The sequence below is a fragment of the Streptococcus pseudoporcinus LQ 940-04 genome (assembly GCF_000188035.1).
Taxonomy (GTDB): Bacteria; Bacillota; Bacilli; order Lactobacillales; family Streptococcaceae; genus Streptococcus; species Streptococcus pseudoporcinus.
This window is the reverse complement of the sequence record NZ_AEUY02000003.1, coordinates 142,101-165,612: the sequence shown is the minus strand read 5'-3', so window position 1 is coordinate 165,612 and position 23,512 is coordinate 142,101. Positions and strand designations below refer to the sequence as shown.

Annotated in this window: 20 protein-coding genes; 3 read left to right on the top strand and 17 right to left on the bottom strand. The window is 37.3% G+C overall.

Translation table 11 applies throughout. The features are described 5' to 3' along the window. Window positions 1-98: 98 nt before the first annotated feature. From yihA to STRPS_RS01080, 5 genes are all read right to left on the bottom strand, one after another. A complete protein-coding gene (yihA, locus tag STRPS_RS01100; RefSeq protein ID WP_007894077.1) occupies window positions 99-698 on the bottom strand; it encodes a ribosome biogenesis GTP-binding protein YihA/YsxC in 600 nt (199 codons plus the stop codon). Between the two features lie 12 nt (window positions 699-710). Further along, complete coding sequence (gene clpX / locus STRPS_RS01095; protein ID WP_037598846.1) at window positions 711-1,940, bottom strand: ATP-dependent Clp protease ATP-binding subunit ClpX; 1,230 nt, start codon at window positions 1,938-1,940, stop codon at window positions 711-713. Window positions 1,941-1,970: 30 nt separating this feature from the next. Further along, a complete protein-coding gene (locus STRPS_RS10665) occupies window positions 1,971-2,141 on the bottom strand; it encodes a hypothetical protein (RefSeq protein ID WP_003083300.1) in 171 nt (56 codons plus the stop codon). A 24-nt stretch (window positions 2,142-2,165) separates the two neighbouring features. Then, window positions 2,166-2,663 carry a dihydrofolate reductase gene (locus STRPS_RS01085; RefSeq protein ID WP_007894152.1) on the bottom strand — a complete coding sequence of 166 codons (498 nt, stop codon included), beginning with the start codon at window positions 2,661-2,663 and terminating at the stop codon, window positions 2,166-2,168. Window positions 2,664-2,742: 79 nt separating this feature from the next. Further along, on the bottom strand, window positions 2,743-3,582 hold the full coding sequence (locus tag STRPS_RS01080; protein WP_007894363.1) for a thymidylate synthase: 840 nt from the start codon (window positions 3,580-3,582) through the stop codon (window positions 2,743-2,745). Window positions 3,583-3,782: 200 nt separating this feature from the next. Between STRPS_RS01080 and STRPS_RS01075 the strand changes: the two genes are divergently transcribed. Both STRPS_RS01075 and STRPS_RS01070 read left to right on the top strand, forming a co-directional pair. Then, complete coding sequence (locus STRPS_RS01075; protein WP_007894161.1) at window positions 3,783-4,955, top strand: hydroxymethylglutaryl-CoA synthase; 1,173 nt, start codon at window positions 3,783-3,785, stop codon at window positions 4,953-4,955. Beyond that, window positions 4,945-6,222, top strand: coding sequence for a hydroxymethylglutaryl-CoA reductase, degradative (locus STRPS_RS01070; protein WP_007896025.1), 1,278 nt, complete (start codon window positions 4,945-4,947; stop codon window positions 6,220-6,222). The genes STRPS_RS01075 and STRPS_RS01070 overlap by 11 nt, the downstream gene beginning before the upstream one ends. Before the next feature lie 162 nt (window positions 6,223-6,384). On the opposite strand, the gene fni is transcribed toward STRPS_RS01070, so the two are convergent. From fni to STRPS_RS01040, 6 genes are all read right to left on the bottom strand, one after another. Continuing rightward, window positions 6,385-7,410, bottom strand: a complete 1,026-nt coding sequence (gene fni / locus STRPS_RS01065) for a type 2 isopentenyl-diphosphate Delta-isomerase (RefSeq protein WP_007894350.1) — start codon at window positions 7,408-7,410, stop codon at window positions 6,385-6,387. Continuing rightward, complete coding sequence (locus STRPS_RS01060; RefSeq protein ID WP_007894101.1) at window positions 7,403-8,410, bottom strand: phosphomevalonate kinase; 1,008 nt, start codon at window positions 8,408-8,410, stop codon at window positions 7,403-7,405. The genes fni and STRPS_RS01060 overlap by 8 nt, the downstream gene beginning before the upstream one ends. Next, window positions 8,403-9,347 (bottom strand): diphosphomevalonate decarboxylase, encoded by a 945-nt coding sequence (mvaD, locus tag STRPS_RS01055; RefSeq protein ID WP_007894163.1) that lies wholly within the window; start codon window positions 9,345-9,347, stop codon window positions 8,403-8,405. The genes STRPS_RS01060 and mvaD overlap by 8 nt, the downstream gene beginning before the upstream one ends. Continuing rightward, entirely contained in the window at window positions 9,329-10,207 is an 879-nt protein-coding gene (gene mvk, locus STRPS_RS01050) for a mevalonate kinase (protein WP_007894369.1), read from the bottom strand. The genes mvaD and mvk overlap by 19 nt, the downstream gene beginning before the upstream one ends. A gap of 181 nt (window positions 10,208-10,388) precedes the next feature. After that, window positions 10,389-12,131 (bottom strand): ABC transporter ATP-binding protein, encoded by a 1,743-nt coding sequence (locus tag STRPS_RS01045; protein ID WP_007894088.1) that lies wholly within the window; start codon window positions 12,129-12,131, stop codon window positions 10,389-10,391. After that, window positions 12,118-13,854 carry an ABC transporter ATP-binding protein gene (locus STRPS_RS01040; protein WP_007894310.1) on the bottom strand — a complete coding sequence of 579 codons (1,737 nt, stop codon included), beginning with the start codon at window positions 13,852-13,854 and terminating at the stop codon, window positions 12,118-12,120. Before STRPS_RS01040 ends, STRPS_RS01045 begins: the two co-directional genes overlap by 14 nt. A gap of 427 nt (window positions 13,855-14,281) precedes the next feature. On the opposite strand from STRPS_RS01040, the gene STRPS_RS01035 reads away from it, so the two are divergent. Next, window positions 14,282-16,336, top strand: a complete 2,055-nt coding sequence (locus STRPS_RS01035; protein WP_007894052.1) for a surface-anchored 5'-nucleotidase — start codon at window positions 14,282-14,284, stop codon at window positions 16,334-16,336. A gap of 228 nt (window positions 16,337-16,564) precedes the next feature. Here the strand turns inward: STRPS_RS01035 and STRPS_RS01030 are convergent, their stop codons facing one another. The 6 genes from STRPS_RS01030 to STRPS_RS01005 all read right to left on the bottom strand — a co-directional run bounded on the left by STRPS_RS01030 (window position 16,565) and on the right by STRPS_RS01005 (window position 23,486). Beyond that, the gene (locus STRPS_RS01030) at window positions 16,565-16,975 is read right to left on the bottom strand and encodes a peptide deformylase (protein ID WP_007894328.1); all 411 of its coding nucleotides are present in this window, start codon (window positions 16,973-16,975) and stop codon (window positions 16,565-16,567) included. Between the two features lie 83 nt (window positions 16,976-17,058). Further along, on the bottom strand, window positions 17,059-18,408 hold the full coding sequence (gdhA, locus tag STRPS_RS01025) for an NADP-specific glutamate dehydrogenase (RefSeq protein ID WP_007894128.1): 1,350 nt from the start codon (window positions 18,406-18,408) through the stop codon (window positions 17,059-17,061). 552 nt (window positions 18,409-18,960) lie between these two features. Continuing rightward, the gene (locus STRPS_RS01020; protein ID WP_007894131.1) at window positions 18,961-20,832 is read right to left on the bottom strand and encodes an ABC-F family ATP-binding cassette domain-containing protein; all 1,872 of its coding nucleotides are present in this window, start codon (window positions 20,830-20,832) and stop codon (window positions 18,961-18,963) included. Next, window positions 20,825-22,036, bottom strand: coding sequence for a CCA tRNA nucleotidyltransferase (locus tag STRPS_RS01015; RefSeq protein ID WP_007894321.1), 1,212 nt, complete (start codon window positions 22,034-22,036; stop codon window positions 20,825-20,827). The genes STRPS_RS01020 and STRPS_RS01015 overlap by 8 nt, the downstream gene beginning before the upstream one ends. A gap of 218 nt (window positions 22,037-22,254) precedes the next feature. Then, window positions 22,255-23,106, bottom strand: coding sequence for a DegV family protein (locus tag STRPS_RS01010; RefSeq protein ID WP_007894135.1), 852 nt, complete (start codon window positions 23,104-23,106; stop codon window positions 22,255-22,257). Next, the gene (locus STRPS_RS01005; protein WP_007894359.1) at window positions 23,106-23,486 is read right to left on the bottom strand and encodes a DUF1149 family protein; all 381 of its coding nucleotides are present in this window, start codon (window positions 23,484-23,486) and stop codon (window positions 23,106-23,108) included. The genes STRPS_RS01010 and STRPS_RS01005 overlap by 1 nt, the downstream gene beginning before the upstream one ends. Between the last annotated feature and the right edge of the window lie 26 nt (window positions 23,487-23,512).

Here is a 23,512-nt window from a genome sequence, read left to right as displayed (position 1 = left end):
TGGTACCATTTCCTCATTTTCGGGTCAAGAATCTGCTGTTTTTCTCCCTTTACCCATCAAGACTCATCACATAAAAAATACTTCTAGTGAAGTATTTTTTAAATCATTGCTAAAATGCTATCCCAAGCTTGATCAATTCCTAGTCGGTTCACAGACGAAAAGATAATAAACTGATCACTTGAATCAAAATTCAATTTCTTTTTAACCATTGCTTCATGTTTATTCCATTTGCCTCGTGGAATTTTATCAGCCTTTGTCGCAACAACAATAACAGGTATCTCATAATATTTCAAGAATTCATACATTTGAACATCTTCTCCGGAAGGTTCATGGCGTAAATCCACTAAAGAAACAACTACTCTGAGATTTTCACGATTGACTAAGTACTCTTCAATCATTTTTCCCCATCTTGCCCGTTCTGTTTTTGAAACTTTAGCATAGCCGTATCCAGGAACATCAACAAAGCGAATCTTATCATCAATGTTAAAGAAATTTAGTAGCTGGGTTTTACCAGGTTTAGCTGAAGTACGGGCTAAGTTCTTGCGTCCTAAAATAGTATTGATAAAACTTGACTTACCAACATTGGACCGTCCGGCCAATGCTACTTCTGGAATATCATCTTGTGGGTAATGTGACTTATTTGCTGCACTAAGTAAGAGAGCAGCATTGTGAGTATTCAGTAGGTTTTCTTCTGCCATAGCCAATCCTCCTTAAGCTATATCCAAGATTGGTTTCGCAGTTCCATCAACAGCATCTTTTGTAATACGTACTTTAGTTACATCTTCTTGGCTAGGGATTTCAAACATGAGATCCAACATTGTCTCTTCAATGATTGAGCGTAATCCACGCGCTCCCGTTTTACGGGCAATGGCTTTTTCTGCAATGGCATCTAAAGCTTCCTGGTCGAAGGTTAGTTCTACACCATCATAAGATAGTAAGGTTTGATATTGTTTGACAAGAGCATTCTTTGGTTCAGTTAGTATTTTCACTAAATCCTTAGTATTAAGTTGCTCTAAGGCAGCAACAACTGGTAACCGCCCGATGAACTCTGGAATTAAACCAAAGGTTTGGATATCCTCAGAAATAATTTCCTGCATATAGGAAGCATCTTCATCGATTTTACGACTGTTTTGCCCAAAGCCAATAATTTTTTCTCCTAGTCTTTGCTTAACAATCTCTTCAATACCATCAAATGCACCGCCAACGATAAACAAAATATTTTTGGTATCAATCTGTATCATTTCTTGATTCGGATGTTTACGGCCACCTTGTGGAGGAACAGAAGCAACGGTTCCTTCAATAATTTTCAAGAGAGCTTGTTGAACTCCTTCTCCCGATACATCACGAGTAATCGAAACATTTTCGCCTTTTTTAGCAATTTTATCAATCTCATCAACATAGATGATTCCACGTTCAGCGCGCTCAACATTATAGTCTGCCGCTTGAATCAGCTTCAATAAAATATTCTCAACGTCTTCACCTACGTAACCAGCCTCAGTCAAGGAGGTAGCATCCGCAATAGCAAAAGGAACATTTAAGGTTTTGGCTAATGTTTGGGCTAGGAATGTTTTCCCAGAACCGGTTGGACCAATCATTAAAATATTTGATTTTTGTAGTTCCACTTCTTCATCATCGCGGCTTTCCGCAAAAGAAACACGCTTGTAATGGTTATAAACAGCTACCGCCAAAGCCCTCTTTGCACGATCTTGACCAACCACATATTGGTTTAGTGTCTCTAATAATTCTTTCGGTTTAGGTACTTCTGTCAAATCAGCTAACACTTCCTCAGCCAATTCTTCTTTAATAATTTCTTGTGACAGAGCAACACATTCATTGCAAATAAAAACATTATTACCTGCTATAATTTTTTTGACTTCATCCTGGCTTTTACCACAAAATGAACAATGAACCTTGATATCAGTACTTCGATTTCCAGCCATATTCTCTAAACTTTCTCTTTTCATTCTTTATTAAAATAAGGTGCCATAAAAGGCATGTATGGTATTAACTAAATTGGTAATGACATTTAACAAAAATAAAGTGCCTAACCCATAACGTTTTTTCTTAAATGCTGTCATTGCACAAAGAAAACAAATGGCACACAAAAAAGCCGTAAATACCCCAAAAATACTACGTTGCATCAGTCAATCTCTCCCCAGTAACAATCACTTCTTAACAAGAACATGAACTGTAAAATCAAAAGGATTTTGCTCATCTTTCTCATAGAAAAACTGGTCCTCTTCAATATAGTCGTCTAAATTAATATTTGGGCAATAGGTATCACCTTCAAATTGGTGATGGACAACTGTTTTAATAATACGATTAAAATGTCCTTCAAAGCTTTCGAGGACCTTAGCACCACCGATGACGTACAGATTTTTTTCTTGGGCATGGAACCATTCTAAAGCCTTTTCTAAACTGGTAACAGTTAGTACACCCTCTACATCATACTGATCATCTCTCGTCATCACTAAAGTTTGGCGATTAGGGAGAATTTTTCTCTCCATCCCCTCAAATGTCACTCTACCCATCAAAATAGCGTGATGAAGTGTGGTATTCTTAAAATGTTGTAATTCTCTTGGAAGATGCCAAGGTAAAGTTCCGTTTGAACCAATAATTCCGTTCTCGTCTTCTGCCCAAATAGCTACTATTTCTTTTGTCATCTTATTTCTATCCTTAATATCATTGACTCTATTTTAGCAAATTTTGTGATATTTTGCTTGAAAAAAATCCATGTTTCACTCAGATAGCCAAATCAAAACGCAACTGTGGCTTAACAGGATCATAATCTACTAGTTCAAAATCTTCAACACCAATATCAAAAAAATTGGTACCATCTGGGACATTTAAAACCAAATGTGGCTGACAATGACTTGCCTCGCGATTTAATAATTCCTCTGCTTGAGAAAATTGATTATCGTAAATATGTAAATTATTAACAAAGTAGAAGAATTTCCCGACTTTCCAGCTAAAATGCTTTGCAATCATCATTTGTAGAGCAACATATTGCATAGCATTGATATGGTGAGCCACTAACATATCATTAGAGCGCTGTACCAAGGTAGCATCTAGATAGATATCACCGTCAACACGACGAACATCAAACATGGTCTGAAAAGCACAAGGCAACAAGCCTTCTGTTTCTTCAAAAGCTTCATAATCCCATAATGAAATCACATTTCGACGATTCCAGGGATTGTCAGCCAACTGCTTTAGAATTTTTGTCATGATATCATGCTTTTTAACTACGGCTCCATAACGTTGGCCTATTGTCCGGGTATTTCCCACTTCCCAATCCTTCCAATAGTGAACATTATATTTTTCTTCTAATACATCTAAAGAATTGGATTGATCTTGATAAATCCAAAGCAACTCTTTGATTGCTGATTTTATTGGTATTGGGCGTAACGTAGTGATAGGAAAGTCACCTTCAGCCAAGTTATACTCTGCGAAAACGCCAGTAAGGTATTTTGAATTAGCTGTTTGACCATCTTTATATTTTGGCCTTGCTTGTTCACTAAAAACACCTGTTTCCAAAATCTTTTGGATATTCTCTTTAAAAATCACATCTGCTCGTGTCATGACGTTCCCTTTCTAGTTTGTATACTGCTTCTTATTTTACCAAATTTTGAGGAAATAGCTAGAAGAAATATCAAAAATTAGGCTCCCCTAACCCTTTTCCTTTAGCTGATGCTTTAAACTAATAGTTGTTTTCTCTTTTTTCAGAAAAATTATGATAAAATATTAGAGGATACCCATTAGTACATTAAAGAAGGAAGACTATGAAAATTGGAATTGATAAGATTGGTTTTGCGACTGGTCGTTATGTTTTAAATATGGATCAATTAGCTATCGCTCGTCAAACTGATCCAGACAAATTTACTAAAGGATTGATGCTTGACCGCATAAGTATCACACCAATTACGGAGGATATTGTCACCCTCGCTGCTACTGCGGCTGAAACGATTCTCGACCAAGAAGATAAAGAAAAGATCGACATGGTCATTTTAGCCACAGAGTCCTCCATTGATCAATCAAAAGCTGCCAGCGTCTATGTTCATCATTTGCTTAAGATCCAGCCTTTTGCTCGGTCAATTGAGATAAAAGAAGCCTGCTATAGCGCTACTGCGGCGCTTGATTACGCTAAAGCTCACATTAGTTTAAATCCTGACTCAAGAGTATTAGTTATTGCTAGTGATATTGCCAAGTATGGTATCAAATCAGCTGGGGAGCCAACTCAAGGTTCTGGCAGTGTCGCTATTTTAGTCAAAGCTGACCCTGCGATTGCTATCATTAACAATGATAATGTCGCTCAAACACGGGACGTTATGGACTTTTGGCGGCCAAACTATTCATCAACCCCGTATGTAAACGGAATCTTTTCTACTAAACAGTATCTTGATTCTCTAAAAACAACTTGGAAAGAGTACCAAAGCCGTCAGAAGGCCCAGGTTACAGATTTTGCGGCTTTCTGTTTCCACATTCCTTTTCCTAAACTAGCTTTTAAGGGTCTCAATAAGTTATTCGACAAAGAAACGCCCGCTGAGCACAAAAAGCAACTAAGTTCAGCCTTTGAAGCTTCTATTACTTATAGTCGTCAAGTTGGAAACATCTACACAGGTTCCCTCTACATGTCTCTTCTTTCCCTTTTGGAAAATTGCCAAGCTTTACAGTCAGGCGATAAAATTGGCATGTTCTCCTATGGTTCAGGTGCGGTAAGTGAAATCTACAGTATCCAATTAGTTGATGGTTACCAAAGCAGATTAGAAGCAAATCGACAAGCCTACCTGGACCAACGCCAAGAAATCAGTGTCAATGATTATGAAAGCATTTTTTATGCTGATAATCCCGTTGATCAGGAAGGAAATGCTAGGTTTGGCGACTATTTAACGGGGACATTTGCTTTGAAAGCTATCCAAGAACACCAAAGGATTTATGAAAAAAATGACAAGTAAACCGATTAATTGGTCTGGTTTCTCTAAAAAAAAACCAGTAGACAGAATGAACCTCTTAAAGGAAACAGGTCTAATTGGGGATACTGCTCTTGCGCATTTAGAAAGAGAAGATTTATTATCCCTTCAAACAGCTAATCAGATGGCTGAAAATGTCCTTGGGCGCTTTGCCCTTCCATTTAGTATCGTTCCAGATTTTCTCATTAACCAAAAAACCTATCACCTGCCAATGGTGACGGAAGAACCTTCCGTTATCGCAGCTGCTACCTTCGCTGGAAAAATTATCAAACGCTCTGGTGGTTTTAAAACAAAAGTGCTCAATCGTCAAATGATTGGGCAAGTAGCTTTGTATGATGTTCCAGATAAAAAAGAAGCCCGCACTCAAATTTTGTTAGCCAAAAATCATTTACTTGAAATAGCAAATAATGCCTATCCCTCAATTGTCAAACGTGGGGGAGGCGCCTGTGATTTACATATTGAGATAAAGGGTGGCCTTCTCATTGTTTATCTTACGGTTGATACTCAAGAAGCTATGGGAGCTAATATGGTTAATACCATGATGGAGACTCTTTCTAAACCCCTAGAAGATTTAGCCCACGGGAAAACCTTAATGGCTATTTTATCAAACTATGCAACGGAAGCTTTAGTTAGAGCAGAATGTCAAGTTGACCTCCGTTTTTTAAGTCGCAATAAAGCTGAAGCTGAAGAATTAGCTAAGAAAATAGTACTAGCCAGTGACTTCGCACAAATTGATACCTATAGGGCAGCTACTCATAACAAAGGTATTTTTAACGGTATTGACGCCCTGGTTATAGCCACTGGTAATGATTGGCGGGCCATTGAAGCTGGAGGGCATGCTTATGCGGCCAAAGACGATTCCTATCGCGGTTTAAGTACCTGGACTTTAGACCTTCCTAATCATATGCTCAAAGGCCAATTAACCATGCCGATGCCAATTGCTACCAAAGGAGGATCTATTGGCCTCAACCCTAGCGTCCATGTTGCCTATGACTTATTAGAATGGCCAAATGCTAAAGAATTAGCTCAAATTGTTGTCAGCTTAGGATTGGCCCAAAACTTTGCTGCTTTAAAGGCTCTTACTAGTAAGGGGATCCAAGCTGGACATATGAAACTGCAAGCTAAGTCCTTAGCGCTATTAGCAGGAGCGAGTGAAGCTGAACTTGCTTCTTTAATGCCTGAGCTATTGGCACTCAAACATCTTAATTTAGAAAATACCCAGACATTATTAACAAGATTACGTCAAAGATAAGAGGCTGGGACAAAAGTCTAAGGTCAAATATAAAAAGCGAACAAGACAGTATTCTGAGTATCAGAAAATGAGTTTTGTTCGCTTTTTGGATTTCATTTATCAATTGGAAAAATTAATGGCAGGGAATCTCAAAAATTAATATCTTTTTGTCCCAGACTCACTTCAGACGCCTGGGTTTCTGTTGCCGCTACCATGGTTTGTATGAGCTTCTTTTAGGCGACCATATAAATAATAGTCGACAGACTTGAGCTCAGCAATCGTCCGACAATCAAGGGCGCACATGATTAACCTAAGTTCTTCTTTCCAACCATTAATGATGGCAATAACCTCTTCTAGCGGGTAAGATTCGACCAATTCTAAAACCGTCCGAGATAAACCAACAGCTTTAGCTCCAAGGACCAAACACTTAATCATATCTAAAGGATTTCGAACACCTCCAGATGCCAAAATCTCAACGTCATCAGATATTGCTTGACAATTTAACAAACATTGTCCAGTTGTTTGACCCCAATTATCGAGGTATGCTTTATGACCACCTCTTTGATTTTCAATATAGGCAAACGACGTTCCACCACGTCCAGAAATATCAAATGTTTGGATGCCTAAATCACGCGCCAAATTAATTGTTTTGAGGTCCATTCCGAAACCAACTTCTTTCAGAATAATAGGGACCGGTATCTGTTCAGCGTAGTCTTTCAAATGCTGACGCCAAGAACGAAATTGACGTTCTCCCTCAGGCATTAATAGCTCTTGCATGAGATTAATATGAACCTGTAAAAAAATGGGATTCATTTCTCTAACTGTCTGTAACCCTAGATTAACATTTTTATCTAAGCCAATATTGGTCCCCAATAAAAGATTGGGAGCTATCGACCGTAACTGATAGGATTGGTCATTAGGATTCTTTAAAGCTGCGCTATAAGAACCAGTCACCATCGGAATCCCGGTTGCTTCTGCTACCTGGGCCAATTTTTCATTGACAGCTTTGCCTTTTTCACTCCCACCAGTCATAGCATTAATATAAAAAGGATATGCAAAGTCCTGTCCAGCATAATGGGTTGATAAATCGATCTCCTCCAAATCATACTGAGGTAAAGAACAATGAATAAGTTCAATATCATCAAAAGAATTGTAAGATGATTGGTATTTTAGTGCGTATTTAATATGATCATTTTTGCGATTAGTCATCTGCAAGCCACCTCTTATCATAAATCAAATCAATGCCATTAGTTCGCCAATTCGTTAATATGCGGTCCGTTGACACTTGATCAAAAGAAAAAGCAATTCCGCAATCACCACCTCCTGAGCCAGAAGACTTAGCGACTGCGTTAAGCCCCTGACACGCCTCCTTTAAGGCAAGCAGTTTAGGATGATAAATAGCAGGATCAAGTTCTTGCAAGAGGTCACTAACCTGAGCCAAGGAAAGGACAAATAAGTCCTTATCACCACTTTCAAGTCCTTTTTGGCAGTCTAAAACAGCTTTTTGGGTTTCAGCAAGAAAAGAAGCATCAATCGCATATTTAACACGATTAATCATATCACGTGAAATTGAAGGCACTTTGGTCCAGCCTACTAAAAAATGAGTGTCTAATTGGGGCTCAATCACATCTATTTGATATTGCCAATCTTCTTTCATTACTTTTTCAAATGAATAGTCGCGAATTCTTTTACTGATAGCTTGTCGGTCAAAAGATTTGTAAGCAATCATCCGATCATAAGCAATACAAGCAATATCACCCATAGAACCATTATCACCTAAAGTAAGGAGCGTGTAAGCTGCCAACTTAAAAAGTAAATCATTTGAAAGTGATAGATGGAAAAATTTTGCCAAAGCCTTTATCGTCAATACAGTGACACTACCACTTGAACCCAAACCATATTTTTTACCTTCTGCTTCCATTTTACCTGAAATCCTTAAATGAAAAGGAGGCAAATCCTTCATTTCCTTACCAAGCAATAAAGACACTGTATGAATACTGGCTTGGATTAACTGGTAACCGACGTTAGGTTCTAGACCAACACTATAATCAAACATATCAGAAGTGATCTTAAAATCTCTAGCCGTTTCAATATCGGCCTTCATTTTAATAGGGATAGGCATTAAAATAGCTGTTTGTCCAGGACTTAAAATAGCATATTCTCCTGCAATATAAAGCTTTCCGCCAGTTTCTACCTGATATTTAGTCATCGAGAATATCCTTTGTCTTAGAAACAATAACCTTATAATCTTGCGCAAAAAGATGTGCAAGCTTCTCTAAATCCTTTTCTAAACAAAGAACTTTTACATTAGGACCAGCATCCATAGTGAAATAGCATTGGTATCCCTTAGAGCGCATATCTCGAACCTTGTCCATAGCCTGATAGGAAGCCTCAGTTAAATAAGAAAAAGAAGGGGTTGATGTACGAGTTGTCTCATGCATGGCAAGAGCATTCTCTTCTGTCAATAAGCCAACTTTTTCAAAATCATTAGTCTCTAAATAATGTAGCATTTCTTGATAATCAACTTCCGATTTTTTTATCCATTGATCAAAAGTTGTCGATGTTTGACGACACAGCCTCATACCATCTCGACTTGAGATAGGCTTTCGTTCCTCATTTAAAATTAACATAATCATGGCTAATTTTAAATCAGTTGTCACTTTATAGATATGACCACTACTCTTATCCCAAGCAGATAATGGCCCAAAGAAAGAGCGAGAAGCTGACCCTGAGGCGAACTTTGCTTTTTGTGCTAGTTGACTTTGGGTTAGACCAGTTTCAAAAAATTGGTTGCAGGCTTTAACTAGAGCGGACAGACCACTCGAACTTGATGACAGCCCAGCTGCTGTTGGCATATTATTACGGCTTCTAACTTGGACATATAAGTTCTTAGGGGTCCGAAACTGATTAATAATAGCAGATATTTTCTCATGTTCTTCTTGGCTTTGTAACTGATCATCAATGTAAAACAAGTCTCTATCAACACCTTCAGGTAATGCTTGGACTTGTGTTTCCGTATACATATTTTCTAAGGTTAAAGAAATACTACTGGTTGAAGGAATCATTTTTTTCTGATCTTCTTTTCCCCAATATTTAATTATTGCAATATTTGCATAGGACTTCACAGTTACAGTTTTTGAATCCACGTATTTACGGCCCCTTTTTCTAATAGTTTTTCACATATGGTGTCAGCATCTTTTGCGGTAGCTGCTAAAGCAATAATACAACCACCAAGACCACCACCTGACATTTTAGCACCCAAAGCTTGATGAGCTAATGCTTCTTGAACCAGTAAATCTGACTGTTCAATACTAACTCCGATAGCTTTAAGTTCTTGATGGGCTTGCGTCATCGCACGCCCCATCGCCTCTCTATCTTTACTAATAATCGCCCGATAAACTTCTTCTGTTAATTGTCCCAGACAAGTGAGGTGTGGCAAATTACTTTCTTCAAATTTGGCTACTTTATCAACAGCTTCACGGGTATGTCCATGAATACCTGTATCAGCGATTACTAGATAAGCATCTAAATTAATAGTCAGACTTTCAAAACCTACATTTCGAATAAAAGTGATTGCATGATCACTGAGGCAAGTTTTGGCATCTAACCCACTGGGATTAGTATGTGCAATAATCTCAGCTTTATTAACGAGGACTTCAAGTAAGGCGTCATTAATTGGTTGGTCAAAATAATCAAATACCGCTCTAATAGCAGCAATAGAGACTGCCGCGGAAGAACCCATTCCCCGTTTTTGCGGAACCTGTGAAATAATCTCATATGAGATTGGTTTGTCTTTAATCTGCAAAAAATCTAAGGCTGAATAAATAGCCGTAGACAGTGTATCGTAAAAATCAAATTGCAATTTTTCTTTAGCTTCTTGAATGAGGCAAGTCACTTCTATATCTTTTAAGGGTAAAGCAATTGCAGGAAAACCATAGACCACTGAGTGCTCTCCCATCAAAATAATTTTGCTATGTGCTTTACCGATACCTATTTTTTTTGTCATAAATTATTCTTTTCGTTCTTTTTAATCTTTTAAACCACCTTACTATTTTACACTAAAAGCTAAGAAAATGCGATACGAAACCCTTTTTACTCCCCTAATCTAAACCTGAACCTTTTAGATAGAAAACTTCGGAGTGACACAGACTAAAAGCCACATAACTAAAAAAGCTGAAAAATCAGCTTTAAATCTTCTCTTGAATACGAAACATTTCAGCATAACTGCCATTTGCTTTTAATAAAGTACTATGATTTCCTCTCTCGATAATCCGCCCATTATCCAAAACTAAAATTTGATCAGCCGTCTGAATGGTTGAGAGACGATGAGCAATCACAAAGGTCGTTCTCCCCTTTTTTAAAACTTCCATGGCATTTTGGATAATTTCCTCAGTTTCAGTGTCAATATGTGATGTCGCTTCATCTAATATTAGTATTTTGGGGTTTGAGATAAGTGTTCTGGCAAAAGCAATTAATTGCCTCTCACCGCTTGAATAGGAAGAACCTCTTTCAGAAACAGGGGCATAAATACCTTTGTCCGATTTGCTTAAGAGGTGTTCAGCTCCTACTTGGATTAGAGCCTCTTGTATTTGTTCTTCACTATAAGCTTGGTTTCCCATGCTTACATTGGAGGCAATCGTTCCTGTAAAAAGGTAGGGGTCTTGTAAGACAATACCCATATAGGAGCGCAAACTTTCTCGAGAAAAGTCCTTGATTGATTGATTGTCAACCCTGATATCACCTTCTTGTGGGTCATAAAAGCGGTAGAGCAAGTTCATGATGGATGATTTACCCGAGCCAGTATGACCAACCAAAGCTATCGTTTGACCATTTTTAGCTTCAATGGAAATATCTTCTAAAACCTTCTTTTCTTTATCATAATAAAAACTGACATGATCAAAAGTGACTTGTCCCTGACTAACTTTAATTCCTAGCTCACTCTCTTTCTCCTTCTCTTCCTCTAAAAGTTCCAAGAGCCTTTTGCCTGTTGTTTGTGACCTTTGAATATTTGGAAGTTGCCGTACCACCATTCCTAAAAGATCAAACAATCTAGTCAGATAATTAATATAAACAAAAAGCATACCAACTGTCATTCCAGGTTGTCCTTTTAGAAAGCGATAACCAATAAAAGTTAAAATAGCAGCGATTATAGTGTACTTAAAAAACTCTGTTAGAGTCCACGAAGCGACTGAATCAGCAAAAATAATAGTATTATCTGCCTTCTGCATTTTAGTAATTTCTTTATCAAATTCCTGTAAAACGTGATCTTCTTGATGATAAAGTTGAATAATACCAACACCATTCATCGTTTCATTAACTTGAGTATTGACAGCACTTCTAGCTTTGTAAAAAGCTTTCATTGGTTGATCCGTTAATTTCTTATAAAGAAGTTGAATGCCATAAAAAACTGGTAAAATAAATAGTAAAAAAAGTCCTAAAGTAAGGTTTAAGGAGATTAAAATACCATAAATCACGAGAACTTGCAAAAGACAAATCATCAGTTGTGATAAAAGATTATCAAAAAACTGATTGCGGAGAGTTTCCGTGTCATTAACAATACGGGTTGCTATTTTTCCCGCCGGTTGATGATCAAAATAAGAAATAGGCAAAGACTGCATTGTCTGAAAGGCTCTATTACGTAAATTTTCAACAATCTGATTAGAGGCTTTTATTAAAGCCTTAAAAGAAAAATAGCGAAGTGCTGCCGTAGCAAGGATTAGAAAAAGGTATAGATAGATCAATTTAGTAAAAGAATCTCTATTAAATGTCTCACCTTGCGCTACTGGGGTTAAAAAATGATCAATCATTTGCTGCAGGAGCAAGGGAGCATACTGACCAGCTCCAGTTGCCACTAATAATAGGACAGTCCCTAACCAAAAAGGTTTCCTAGCCCATTTAATCTCAGCCATTAATGTTTTAAATACTGACATCTCTTACCTCCTTTCCTTCTTGTCTAAGATATTGTTGATAATACCAACCACCAAGCTGATAAAGATCACTTGGTTTTCCTTCCTCAACAATTTCTCCATCTTCTAAAACGATAATCCAATCAGCATGTTGGATTGCTGATAAACGATGGCTAACAATAATACTTGTTTTTCCTTGCCTTTCACTTTGGATATTAGCGATGATTGCAGCCTCAGTTCTAGCATCCACCGCTGATAAGGAATCATCCAAAATTAACAAATCGGGTTGCCCCAGAAAAGCTCTAGCTATAGCGATTCGTTGTTTCTGGCCACCGGAAATAGATAAGCCCCTTTCCCCAATCTCCGTCTCTAAGCCCTGCGATAGGTGAGCTAAATCCTCAGTAAAGGAAGCTGTTTCAATAGCAGCAAGTATATCTGATTCTTCTGCTCCGCTTTTTCCCATAGCAATATTTTGCCAAACAGTCTTTGAAAAGAGAATGTGTTCTTGAGGAACATAGCCAATATGACTTTCCAATGCTTTACGCTTGTAGTCTAAGATGTCACATCCATTTACTTCCAAAAGCCCTTCACCTTTTGGATATTGACGTAAAAATTGCCGTACCAAACTCGTCTTACCTGATCCTGTTTTGCCGATAATCCCCAAGGTTTGACCTTGTTTAAGAGTAAGATTAAGCTTTTTCAGCGTATCATGATTGCTCTTAGGGTACCTAAAAGAATAGTCTTTCAACCTAATAATTTCAATCTTAGCCAGAGATTTTGTCCCATCTTCCTCCATATCATCGCCAGTTTGAATCACTTGGTTAAGCTTTGCAAACGAAGTATTACCTGTCTGAAAAACAAGAATAAAATCAGCTAACATGCTAAAAGGTTCAATTAGAGAGACGAGATAGAGTTGTAAGGCCAGAACCTGGCCAAGGCTGATAAGGCCTTTTTGCAAGAATGAAAGGCCAGTGACCAAAACGAGAATTGTACTGAGAGCAATCATAGTAGTAAAAACAGGAAAATACAAGCCTCGAATGGACGCAATACGGTTCCACTTTTCAGCAATTGCTCCTGTTTTTCTCTCAAACTCTGTAGCTAAAAAATCTTTCTTACTGTAGGCCCTCATCACACGGATGCCTTCTACAGTTTCTAGTACCTGATCACTCAAGGTCGAGATTGCTTCTCTAGCTTCTTCTACAAGTAATTCTTGCTTTTTTGTCATAAAGTAAGTTAAAAAGACACCAAGGACAATTGGAATCATACCAATTAAGGTCATCTGCCAAGAAATAAAAAACATGGTGGGAATGATAAAAGCGAACATACCTCCAGCATATAAAATAATCATCAAACCATAACCAATAAAATCCATCAAAGCTTCAACATCTGTTGAAAAACGTGTCATCATATCGCCAGAACGAAATTTATCGTAATAAGGTGTCCTCATCAAAACTAACTTTTTAAATGCTCTTTGCTGTAAATGACTCTTGAAAGCTACCGCTTCCTGGAAAAGCTTAAGATGCCATAAGTAAGCCGTTGCATAGGATAGAAAGGTTGCAACGATCAGAATGAATATATGGTTTCTTAAAGATACTTGACTCAGTTGATCATGACTCATATGGTCAACCAGACTTTGAACTACTTTAGTCGGAATAATTAAACTGGCATCATAAATCAAAAGAGAAATGGCTACTAGAAGATAAACGGCTTTTTTAGTTTTGATATGTTCTAAAATTAAAGCTAACATGTCTTCCTCCTTCTTTGAATAAATCAATTTTTGCATACAAAAAGCCCGCAGTAAGTCATCCTTTCTACCACGGGCTTTACTATTAGCAACATAGGGTCACTAAAGCAAACTAATTTTGAAGGCTAGAAAGGAGAATCTCAAAAAAATTTTGGTTTGTTTTAATCATTAACATTTTTGTTCTCCTTTCTTTTAATATAATCATCATATTATCATAGATTAACTTAGATGGCAATAGCTATAATAAAAAAATCGAACATTTATATATATTTTATTTAAATGATATGTCTTTATAGGAATGTAAGCCTTTTATATAATTTTAAAAAAGCATTTCATTCACTTTTTATGGAATATTTCTTGTTTTGTTCATTAAAAGATAGTAAACTATTTATGAAACAACATTTTTATTCTTTAGGAGATTGGAATTTTTATGAAAAAACATATTGTTTTAAAAAGCAGTGTTTTAAGTGTTATTACTGGTATGTCACTATTAGTCTCAGCTGTTAACGCTGATCAGGTTGATGTCCAAATTTTAGGGGTCAATGACTTCCACGGGGCCATTGACCAGACGAGCACAGCTTATATGCCTGATGGTAAAATTTCAGGCGCTGGAACGGCTGCTCAACTTGATGCTTATATGGATAAAGCCCAAGCTGATTTTACCCAAACCAGCCCTAATGGCACCAGTTTTCGTGTCCAAGCTGGCGACATGGTTGGAGCTAGCCCAGCTAACTCAGGATTACTCCAGGACGAACCAACTGTTCAGATTTTTAATGAAATGAATGTCGAATATGGCACCCTTGGTAACCATGAATTTGATGAAGGCTTGGCTGAGTATAACCGTATCATGACTGGTACAGCTCCTGCTCCTGATTCTACCATTAATCAAATCACAAAAGATTATTCTCATGTCCCTTCTAATCAAACTATCGTTATTGCAAATGTTGTTGATAAAAAGACTGGGGATACCCCCTATAATTGGAAACCTTACGCTATTAAATCAATTCCTGTTAACAACACTTCTGTAAAAGTCGGTATCATCGGTGTCGTCACTACAGAAATCCCCGATTTAGTCCTTAAACAGAATTACGAACAGTATGATTTTTTAGATGAAGCTGAAACTATCGCTAAATATGCTAAAGAATTAAGAGCTCAAAATGTTAATGCCATTATGATTTTAGCCCATATCCCTGCAACGACAGGAAAAGATGGTTTGGTTGGTGATCAAATGGCTACCATTATAAACAAGGTCAACCAAATCTATCCTGATAATAGTATCGATATCGTCTTTACTGGACATAATCACGTGTATGCTAACGGAACAATTGGTAATACTCGAATTGTTCAAGCACTTGCTCAAGGAAAGGCCTATGCTGATGTCCGTGGTACTTTGGATACGGATACTCAGGATTTCATCGCAGTCCCAACTGGACAAGTTGTCGCTGTTGCTCCGGGAATTTTAAGAGGAACACCTGAAATACAAGCAATTGTGAATAATGCTAATACCATCGTGGCTCGCGTAACAGAAACCAAAATTGGCACAGCTGTAACAAAGGATAATATTTCAAGAGAGGTTAATAGCGATAAAGAATCACCTCTTGGCAACCTAATTACAAGAGCTCAATTAGCTATTGCTAAGGAATCATTCCCAGACGTAGACTTGGCCATCACAAATAATGGTGGGGTTCGTGCTGATTTAATAGTTAATAGTGACCAATCAATCACTTGGGGAGCAGCGCAAGCTGTCCAACCCTTTGGTAATATCCTTCAAGTTGTCGCATTAACAGGGCAAGAAATTTATGACGTCTTGAATGAGCAGTATGATGAGGGAGAAAAATATTTCCTTCAAATGTCAGGTCTTAAATACATCTATACTGATAGTGGCTCTGCTGATCCCTTAACTCCTTACAAGGTTGCAAAAGTTTACAAAGCTAACGGTGAAGAAATTGATCCAAATGCAAGCTACAAAGTGGTTATCAATGATTTCTTATATGGTGGGGGAGATGGTTTTAAAACATTTAAAAAAGGGAGATTGCTAGGAGCAATTAACCCCGATACCGAAGTATTCATTAAGTATATTAAAAACCTAGAAGCAAGCAAGCAAAAAGTTTCTGCCGCCATCTCTGGAGTTAAAACTTATGCTACAGTTTCTCTTGAAGCATCTAAACGAAAAGACTCCTCAGGTATACATGATTTAGTTAATCGCGTTTATCGGAATCGTGATGGGAAAATCATTCAAACAGAATTAGTTTCAGACCTATTCACACCAACTACAGTCCCTGGAACAGAAACTACCAAAGCAAGGGCTTTGACAAATAAGCCTTCTTCTTCAATGCTTGCTACATCTGGAAATCCTGTTCAAAATAGTATCGTTAAGAAAAAATTACCTACAACCGGAAGTAAGGAACAAAGTTCACTCCTACTGTCCCTAGTCGGAGTGGCTACTCTTTTCGTGACTACCTTATCTAAGAAAAAAGAACACTGATAAAAAGGACCTGCCATAGAAGGCACGTCCTTAGAAGGTAGACAAATCTATGAAAACTTAAGTTTGTGGAAATGTGACAAGCTTCAAGATTAACCAATAACTTTTATAAACGATATAACATTAGCGTCTATAGAACTGTTTATTACCAAATCCAATAAAAAATTGAAGAAAATGGTCCAAATTGGATTTTTTCTTCAATCTGGGGCATGCCTTAGGGGCATGTCCTTTTTAGATTAAAATACCATCTAGATGATCTAACTCATGCTGGCAAATTTGGGCCGCTAGGCCATTTAAACTTAAACTCTTTTTTCTCCAGTTAAGATCAAGATATTCCACTGTAATTTTTTGGTAACGTTGTGTCTTCTGATTTCCTGAAAGCGAGAGGCAAGATTCTTCAGTGACATATGGATTGGTTTTTTTCACTAACTTTGGGTTAAACATAAGTATGTCAACAAAGCCCATTGAAATGATAATAACACGCTTAGACTCTCCAATCATATTAGCCGCCAACCCCAAACAATGTTCTCTATGAAAAGATAAAGTATCTTGTAAGTCTTTACCTATGGGCAGATCTTCTTTTGTGGCTTGTTTTGAAATTTGTTGCAAAAAGAAGGGATCTTTCACAATTTGACGAATCATTTTACTTCTCCTTATGCGATGAATTCTCTCAATTATAGCAAAACCCTGGTAGGAAAAATAGTTAGTTCCCAATCCTTCTCATCTTAAACCAGCCCTTGAGCAGACATAGCTTCGGCAACCTTTAAAAAGCCTGCGATATTAGCACCTGCAACTAGGTTCCCAGAAAATTTAAAGTCATCAGCAGCATGCGTTACATTATCATAGATGTCTCTCATAATATCAAAGAGTTTTGCATCAACTTCTTCAAAAGTCCAAGCTATCCGGCTACTATTTTGAGCCATTTCTAAAGCAGACACCGCTACTCCACCAGCATTTGCTGCTTTGGCAGGTCCAAATAAAACACCAGCCTCTTGGAATAATGCAATAGCCTTTAAACTAGATGGCATGTTGGCACCTTCGACAACAGCAAGGATACCATTATCAATCAACAGCTGAGCATCTTTAGCATTCAACTCATTCTGAGTAGCACAAGGAAAAGCAAGATCAGCTTTTAAAGACCAAATTGACCCGCTACCAGCCGCTGTAAAGACAGCATGAGGATGTTGATCAATATAGCTTTTAATACGTCCACGATTAACTTCCTTAATTTGTTTTAAACTATCTAAATCAATACCCTTTTCATCGTAAACATAGCCCGACGAATCTGAAACGGCAATAACTCTTGCGCCAAGTTGTTGTAGTTTTTCAGTTGCATAGATAGCCACATTACCTGATCCAGAAACAATGGCTTTTTTTCCTTTAAAGTCTTGACCTTTTGAGGCTAGCATATGTTGTGCAAAATAAACAACTCCGTAACCTGTAGCCTCTTTACGTGTTAAGGATCCACCAAATGATAATCCTTTACCAGTCAGAACACCATTTTGATACCCATTTAAACGCTTATATTGCCCAAACAGATACCCTATTTCACGAGCACCAACTCCAATATCACCAGCAGGAACATCTAAGTCTGGACCTATATATTTTTGCAACTCAGTCATGAAACTTTGGGTAAAGCGCATAATCTCCATATCTGATTTACCCTTAGGATCAAAATCTGATCCCCCTTTACCACCACCTATGGGTTGCCCAGTCAATGAATTTTTAAAAATTTGTTCAAACCCTAAAAATTTAACAATGGACTGATTAACCGAAGGATGAAAACGTAACCCACCCTTGTAAGGCCCTATAGCCGAAGAAAATTGCACACGATAGCCTCGGTTAACATGGACATCTCCTTGATCATCCAGCCATGGAACCCTAAAGGAAATAATGCGTTCTGGTTCAACCAATCGTTCCAAGAGATTTTCTTTAATGTATTTAGGGTATTTATCAAAAACTGGTATTAAGGAATCAAAAACTTCTTCAACAGCCTGTAAAAATTCAGTCTCATGTGCATTTGTAGCTTTTACTTTCGCAAAAACACGATCAACATATTCTTTTCCTGATATCATCATTTGTCCTTTCACTTAACAATCGTTTATAAGGTAGTAAATATTATAAATTTTCTGAATATTTATGTCAAGTTTTTACTCTGAAAATAAAAGGATTCTTAAAAAAGATACCTCCTTACGAAATGAAAAAATAGAAGGGAGATAAGGAGGTTTTTAGTAACTATCGACTACTTTTATCATACGATAATAGTAGTCTTGACTCTGTCCTCTAGCAAAACTTGCACAAACCACTATTTTATCGCCTTGCAAAAATGCTAGAAACTTATCATTTCTGGCATTGATAACGCTTCAGCCTAAGATCTAAAGAGATGATCTGGTAATCCCTTTTGATGCCTCAAGCAGCCACTTCCCTACTACTTGACCTAGCGTCTCAGCTACCCAAGTAAGCTCTCATCAAGAGAAAAGCTTTTGACGACAGTGGACTCTTTCTTTAGTCTGAGAAGGGCTATAGGCACTTCTAAAGCGATTTGTAAATAAACTTCTCTTAGACAATGATAGAATGCTAAAGAGTTAATTGATTCACTAATGAATCAGTTAAATCTTGTCATTAGACTAGTTCTCCAATTCACTCAAATAATCATAGCGTTCATATTTTTCTAAGAGTTCTTGATTCAATTGATCCAGTTCCTTTTGGTAATCTGACAATTTCCCATAATCAGAACCTACAGTTACCATATCACTTTCAATAGTCCCAATCTTTTTCTCCAGCTGGCTAATATCTTCTTCAAGAGTAGCCCACTCTTGCTTTTCCTTATATGACATACGTTTCTTATCTGTCGAGTCTTTGGCTATCATTTTAGGGGGTTTTTTAGCTTTTAGAAGCACTTGTTCATTTTCAAAAGCTTTCTCATCTAGATAGTCACTATAATTTCCATAAAAGACCTGAATTGTCCCATTTTCAAAAGAAAGAATCTTAGTAGCCACTTTATCCAAGAAATAACGATCATGACTAACAGTAATAACCGGACCAGCAAAATGATTTAAAAAGTGTTCTAAAACAGTCAAAGTTGCAATATCCAAATCATTTGTTGGTTCATCTAACAGAAGAACATTTGGTTTTTCAATCAATATTTTCAGAAGATAAAGGCGCTTTTTCTCTCCACCTGATAATTTGCCGATAATGCTTCCATGAGTTGATCTAGGAAAAAGAAACTGCTCTAAAAGTTCACTAATGCTGGTTGTACCAACACTTGTTTTCACCTCATCAGCAACTTCTTGTAAATAGGTTATAAGGCGTTTAGTCTCATCCATCCCTTTAATCTGCTGTGAAAAATAGCCAATACGGATAGTTTCTCCGATATCTACTTTTCCAGAATGAGCCTTGAGATCACCATTAATGAGATGAAGCAGTGTCGTCTTACCAACGCCATTATCACCTACAATTCCAATCCGATCTTTGTTCTGAATAATCAGACTAAAATCATTGATAAGAAGGGGGTTCTCGTCATAACCAAAAGAGACATTTTCAAAGTGAATGACTTTTTTTCCAATCCGACTCGTTTCAAATGCCATTTCCAATCTTTCATGTGATACCGAGTTAGAAAGGTCCTCTTTTAACTCCTTAAAGCGGTTAATACGAGCTTGTTGCTTAGTAGCGCGAGCCTGTGGTTGCGTCCGCATCCAAGACAATTCTTGTTTGTACAACTGTTTTTTCTTATGCAAGTTAGCTGCATCTCGTTCATCCTGTTCAGCTTTTAAGCGGACATAATCTTGATAATTACCTTGATATTCCTGTAAACTGGCATTATCTAATTCGAAAATGCGCGTAGCTAGATGATCTAGAAAATAACGATCGTGGGTAATAAATAACACGGTTTTTTTCGAGGATTTGAGATAATTAGTTAACCAAGCAATTGTATCTATATCTAGATGGTTAGTCGGCTCATCTAACAATAAGAGGTCTGCTGCTCCTAGTAATACCTGAGCCAATTGAACGCGACGTTTCATTCCTCCTGATAATTGACCAACTTTTTGCTCTAAATCTGAAATTCCTAATTTTGAAAGAACCGTCTTGACTTCACTTTCAATAGACCATGCATCAAGCCGATCCATCTCAGCCATAACTTTCTCTAATTCTTTTTGATTACCTTCTGAGTAGTTTGAGATCAGACGTTCATACCGTCCTATCAAAACCATTTCAGGTAAGTCTGTTGACAGCACTGTCTCTAAAATACTATCATTATCCTTAAATTCAGGATCCTGAGTCAAATAGGCAATTTTATAATCATTAGGTTTCAAGAAAGGAGACAAGTCACCATCGTAACCAATTTTTCCCGCTATAACATCTAATAAAGTTGTCTTACCCGTTCCATTAACACCAATAATTCCAATTCGGTCGTAAGTATGTATGAGAAAAGAAATATCACGAAAAACAGTCTTATCACCAACTGTTTTGCTTAATCTTTCAACTAGAAAATCACTCATTCCTTAACTCCTCAATAATATACTTCCGAATAGCTGGAAGCTCATTTGGCAACCGGCCACAAACAATAGCTTTTTCAACCTGATGAAGAAGCTTACCTAATTGCGGTCCAGCTGGTATCCCCAATTCCTGCATCAGGTAGCGCCCATTGATCACTATTTCATGTTTATCATGGATAGCTAATGCTTCATCTAAAGCTTGAATCTTTGAAAAATCCACCTCTAAAGCCCGAGCATGACGGAGCTCTTCACAAAGAAGGGCAATCTCCTTACCATAGCTGTATATTGACCACTTATCCAGCTCTTGCTTTTGACGAAGCCGATAGAGACTGACAATATGATCTACCTTCTTTTGAAAGTCGTTTGATGTTTTCCACTTTTTGAGAAAAGCTTTGCTATTAGAAATATCAAGGCTTATCATCAGGCTTGCCCAAGCTTGGGCACTCTCAGTGAAGTTAAAGGTGGCCTGCAAATCTGTCATCATCTTTTTTAGATTGTTTTTTTGACCTGCTAGGTCCGGTAAAAATTGATAAGCTTGCGCATTAACTAATAATTCCAAACCACGGCGCCAATGTGTGGACATCAGTAACTTATCAAATTCAATGAAGATTCTTTCAACAGAAATCTTTGTTAATAAGTGTGCTTGTTCAGCCATCGCCTGAAGGGTCTTTTCTTCAACCGTAAAATCCAAAGTTGCCGCAAAGCGGAATCCCCGCATGATTCGAAGAGCATCTTCTTCAAAACGGTCTTGGGCTTTTCCAACCGCTCGTAAACGTCTAGATTTTAAATCATCAAGTCCGCTAAATTTATCAATAATTACCCCATCTTCATCTAAAGCTAAGGCGTTAACTGTAAAATCACGACGCTTCAGATCTTCTTCCAAAGATCTAACAAAGGAAACTTGACTAGGTCTACGGTAATCAACATAGACATCTTCTGTTCGAAAAGTGGTAATTTCATATTCGCTACCACCCTCCAAAACAAGAACAGTTCCATGCTCAATACCTAAGTCTACAGTTCTTGTGAAAATAGCTTTCGTTTCCTCTGGGTATGAACTAGTAGCTATATCCACATCGTGAATAGGGCGATTTAAAAGAACATCTCGTACACTACCGCCAACGAAGTAAGCCTCATAACCTGCTTCTTTTATTTTCTTTAATATTGGTAAAGCCTTCTGAAATTCAGAAGGCAATGTTATTAATTTCATAATAATTTCTCTAATCCATAAGCCTAGTTAATTATCAGTAATTCTTGAACTAATTCTAGGACTAAGCCTTATATAGAAGTCTGACAGATCGCCACTACTTTTTTTAACTGCTCAAATGACTGATTAAATAGGTAAGTCAAGCAGATATTTGAACAAATCTAGCTACTCAGTAGCCTATAAGTAGTCATAGCGAGCTTCATCTCCATGACTTTAAACCCTTATTTAATAATTGGCGAATAGCCTACTGCTACTGCATTTGTCCCTAGGTGCGCTCCAACTACTGAGCTGAAGTTTGCTTCATAAAAATTATCTGGCAAACCACTCTCAATTAACATATCTTTTAGAACCTTAGCTTTTTCTTGACCATTAGCATTTATGATGGAAAACTCAAATTCCCCTTCTTTAGCAGTTTCGTTTAACAACTCAACCAAACGCTTCATAGCTTTTTTTTCTGTCCTAATCTTTTCAAAGACAACTATCTTACCTTCCTCGTTAAAACGAAGTATCGGTTTTATACTTAATAAGCTCCCTAATAGAGCTGAGCCATTGGATAAGCGTCCACCCTTAACTAAATGATTAAGGTCATCGACCAAAATATAGGCAGAAGTACCCTCAATTTTAGTATGTAATTTCTTAAGGATAGTATCAAAGTCATCCCCTTTTTGACACCAATCCAAGATAGCTGAAATCATATTTCCTGTTGGTACCGATGCGATTTTACTATCCGGAAAAGCCACTGTTAAATCAGGATGTTCTTCAACTAAGAACTGAATATTTTGCCAAAATCCTGAGATACCGCCAGCTAGAAACAAACCAATGACATGTGTATAACCTGTTACGGATAATTCTGTTAACAGTTCATCTAACTCTGTCAATGAGGGCTGACTAGTTTTAGGTAATTCTGAACTATTAGCCATTTTTTGATAAAACTCATCTAAACTAAGATTTAAACCCTCATAATAGGGTTCATTATCAAAAATAACTGGAATGTTCAAGACATAAATGTCTTTATGATTTGTCACTTCTTCTGGTATGGCTGTCGTGTTATCTGTAACAATTGCTAATTTCATTAACTCTTAAACTCCAAATTAATTCCCGGTCTATCTAAGGCGATCTCCGTGACCTCATAGGTCAAGCGTTGAACCATGTCTAACAATGGTTCAGCAAGGTACTCAACTTCATCTTGTTTGAATTCGCTTGGTTGATTAACCAAACGATTAACAATACGTACCATTTGAGAGATAACACCCCCAATAACAAATTCATCTTTTACAATCAAAAATTGTAAAACCGAAACAATTACCGTTTCATTTTTAGCTTCATCTTTATCAATTAATTGAAAGGTTACTTCAAAATTAGTTTCGGGAGTTCCATTTTCCTTCTCCCACTCCAAATTTCTTGCATCATAATGATACTGATTAACAAATTCTTTTTCTCTAATGACTTGCATTTTCTGTTCTCCTTGATGGCGATATG

Excerpts from the sequence above, each read along its gene's own strand:
- STRPS_RS01075 (WP_007894161.1), top strand. The coding sequence starts at position 3,783 with ATGAAAATTGGAATTGATAAGATTGGTTTTGCGACTGGTCGTTATGTT.
- gdhA (WP_007894128.1), bottom strand. The coding sequence starts at position 18,408 with ATGATATCAGGAAAAGAATATGTTGATCGTGTTTTTGCGAAAGTAAAA.
- STRPS_RS01030 (WP_007894328.1), bottom strand. The coding sequence starts at position 16,975 with ATGATTCGTCAAATTGTGAAAGATCCCTTCTTTTTGCAACAAATTTCA.
- fni (WP_007894350.1), bottom strand. The coding sequence starts at position 7,410 with ATGACTAATCGCAAAAATGATCATATTAAATACGCACTAAAATACCAA.
- STRPS_RS10665 (WP_003083300.1), bottom strand. The coding sequence starts at position 2,141 with ATGCAACGTAGTATTTTTGGGGTATTTACGGCTTTTTTGTGTGCCATT.
- STRPS_RS01010 (WP_007894135.1), bottom strand. The coding sequence starts at position 23,106 with ATGAAATTAGCAATTGTTACAGATAACACGACAGCCATACCAGAAGAA.
- STRPS_RS01005 (WP_007894359.1), bottom strand. The coding sequence starts at position 23,486 with ATGCAAGTCATTAGAGAAAAAGAATTTGTTAATCAGTATCATTATGAT.
- STRPS_RS01015 (WP_007894321.1), bottom strand. The coding sequence starts at position 22,036 with ATGAAATTAATAACATTGCCTTCTGAATTTCAGAAGGCTTTACCAATA.
- yihA (WP_007894077.1), bottom strand. The coding sequence starts at position 698 with ATGGCAGAAGAAAACCTACTGAATACTCACAATGCTGCTCTCTTACTT.
- STRPS_RS01070 (WP_007896025.1), top strand. The coding sequence starts at position 4,945 with ATGACAAGTAAACCGATTAATTGGTCTGGTTTCTCTAAAAAAAAACCA.
- STRPS_RS01045 (WP_007894088.1), bottom strand. The coding sequence starts at position 12,131 with ATGTCAGTATTTAAAACATTAATGGCTGAGATTAAATGGGCTAGGAAA.
- STRPS_RS01060 (WP_007894101.1), bottom strand. The coding sequence starts at position 8,410 with ATGACTAAATATCAGGTAGAAACTGGCGGAAAGCTTTATATTGCAGGA.
- STRPS_RS01080 (WP_007894363.1), bottom strand. The coding sequence starts at position 3,582 with ATGACACGAGCAGATGTGATTTTTAAAGAGAATATCCAAAAGATTTTG.
- STRPS_RS01020 (WP_007894131.1), bottom strand. The coding sequence starts at position 20,832 with ATGAGTGATTTTCTAGTTGAAAGATTAAGCAAAACAGTTGGTGATAAG.
- mvk (WP_007894369.1), bottom strand. The coding sequence starts at position 10,207 with ATGACAAAAAAAATAGGTATCGGTAAAGCACATAGCAAAATTATTTTG.
- STRPS_RS01085 (WP_007894152.1), bottom strand. The coding sequence starts at position 2,663 with ATGACAAAAGAAATAGTAGCTATTTGGGCAGAAGACGAGAACGGAATT.
- STRPS_RS01035 (WP_007894052.1), top strand. The coding sequence starts at position 14,282 with ATGAAAAAACATATTGTTTTAAAAAGCAGTGTTTTAAGTGTTATTACT.
- STRPS_RS01040 (WP_007894310.1), bottom strand. The coding sequence starts at position 13,854 with ATGTTAGCTTTAATTTTAGAACATATCAAAACTAAAAAAGCCGTTTAT.
- clpX (WP_037598846.1), bottom strand. The coding sequence starts at position 1,940 with ATGGCTGGAAATCGAAGTACTGATATCAAGGTTCATTGTTCATTTTGT.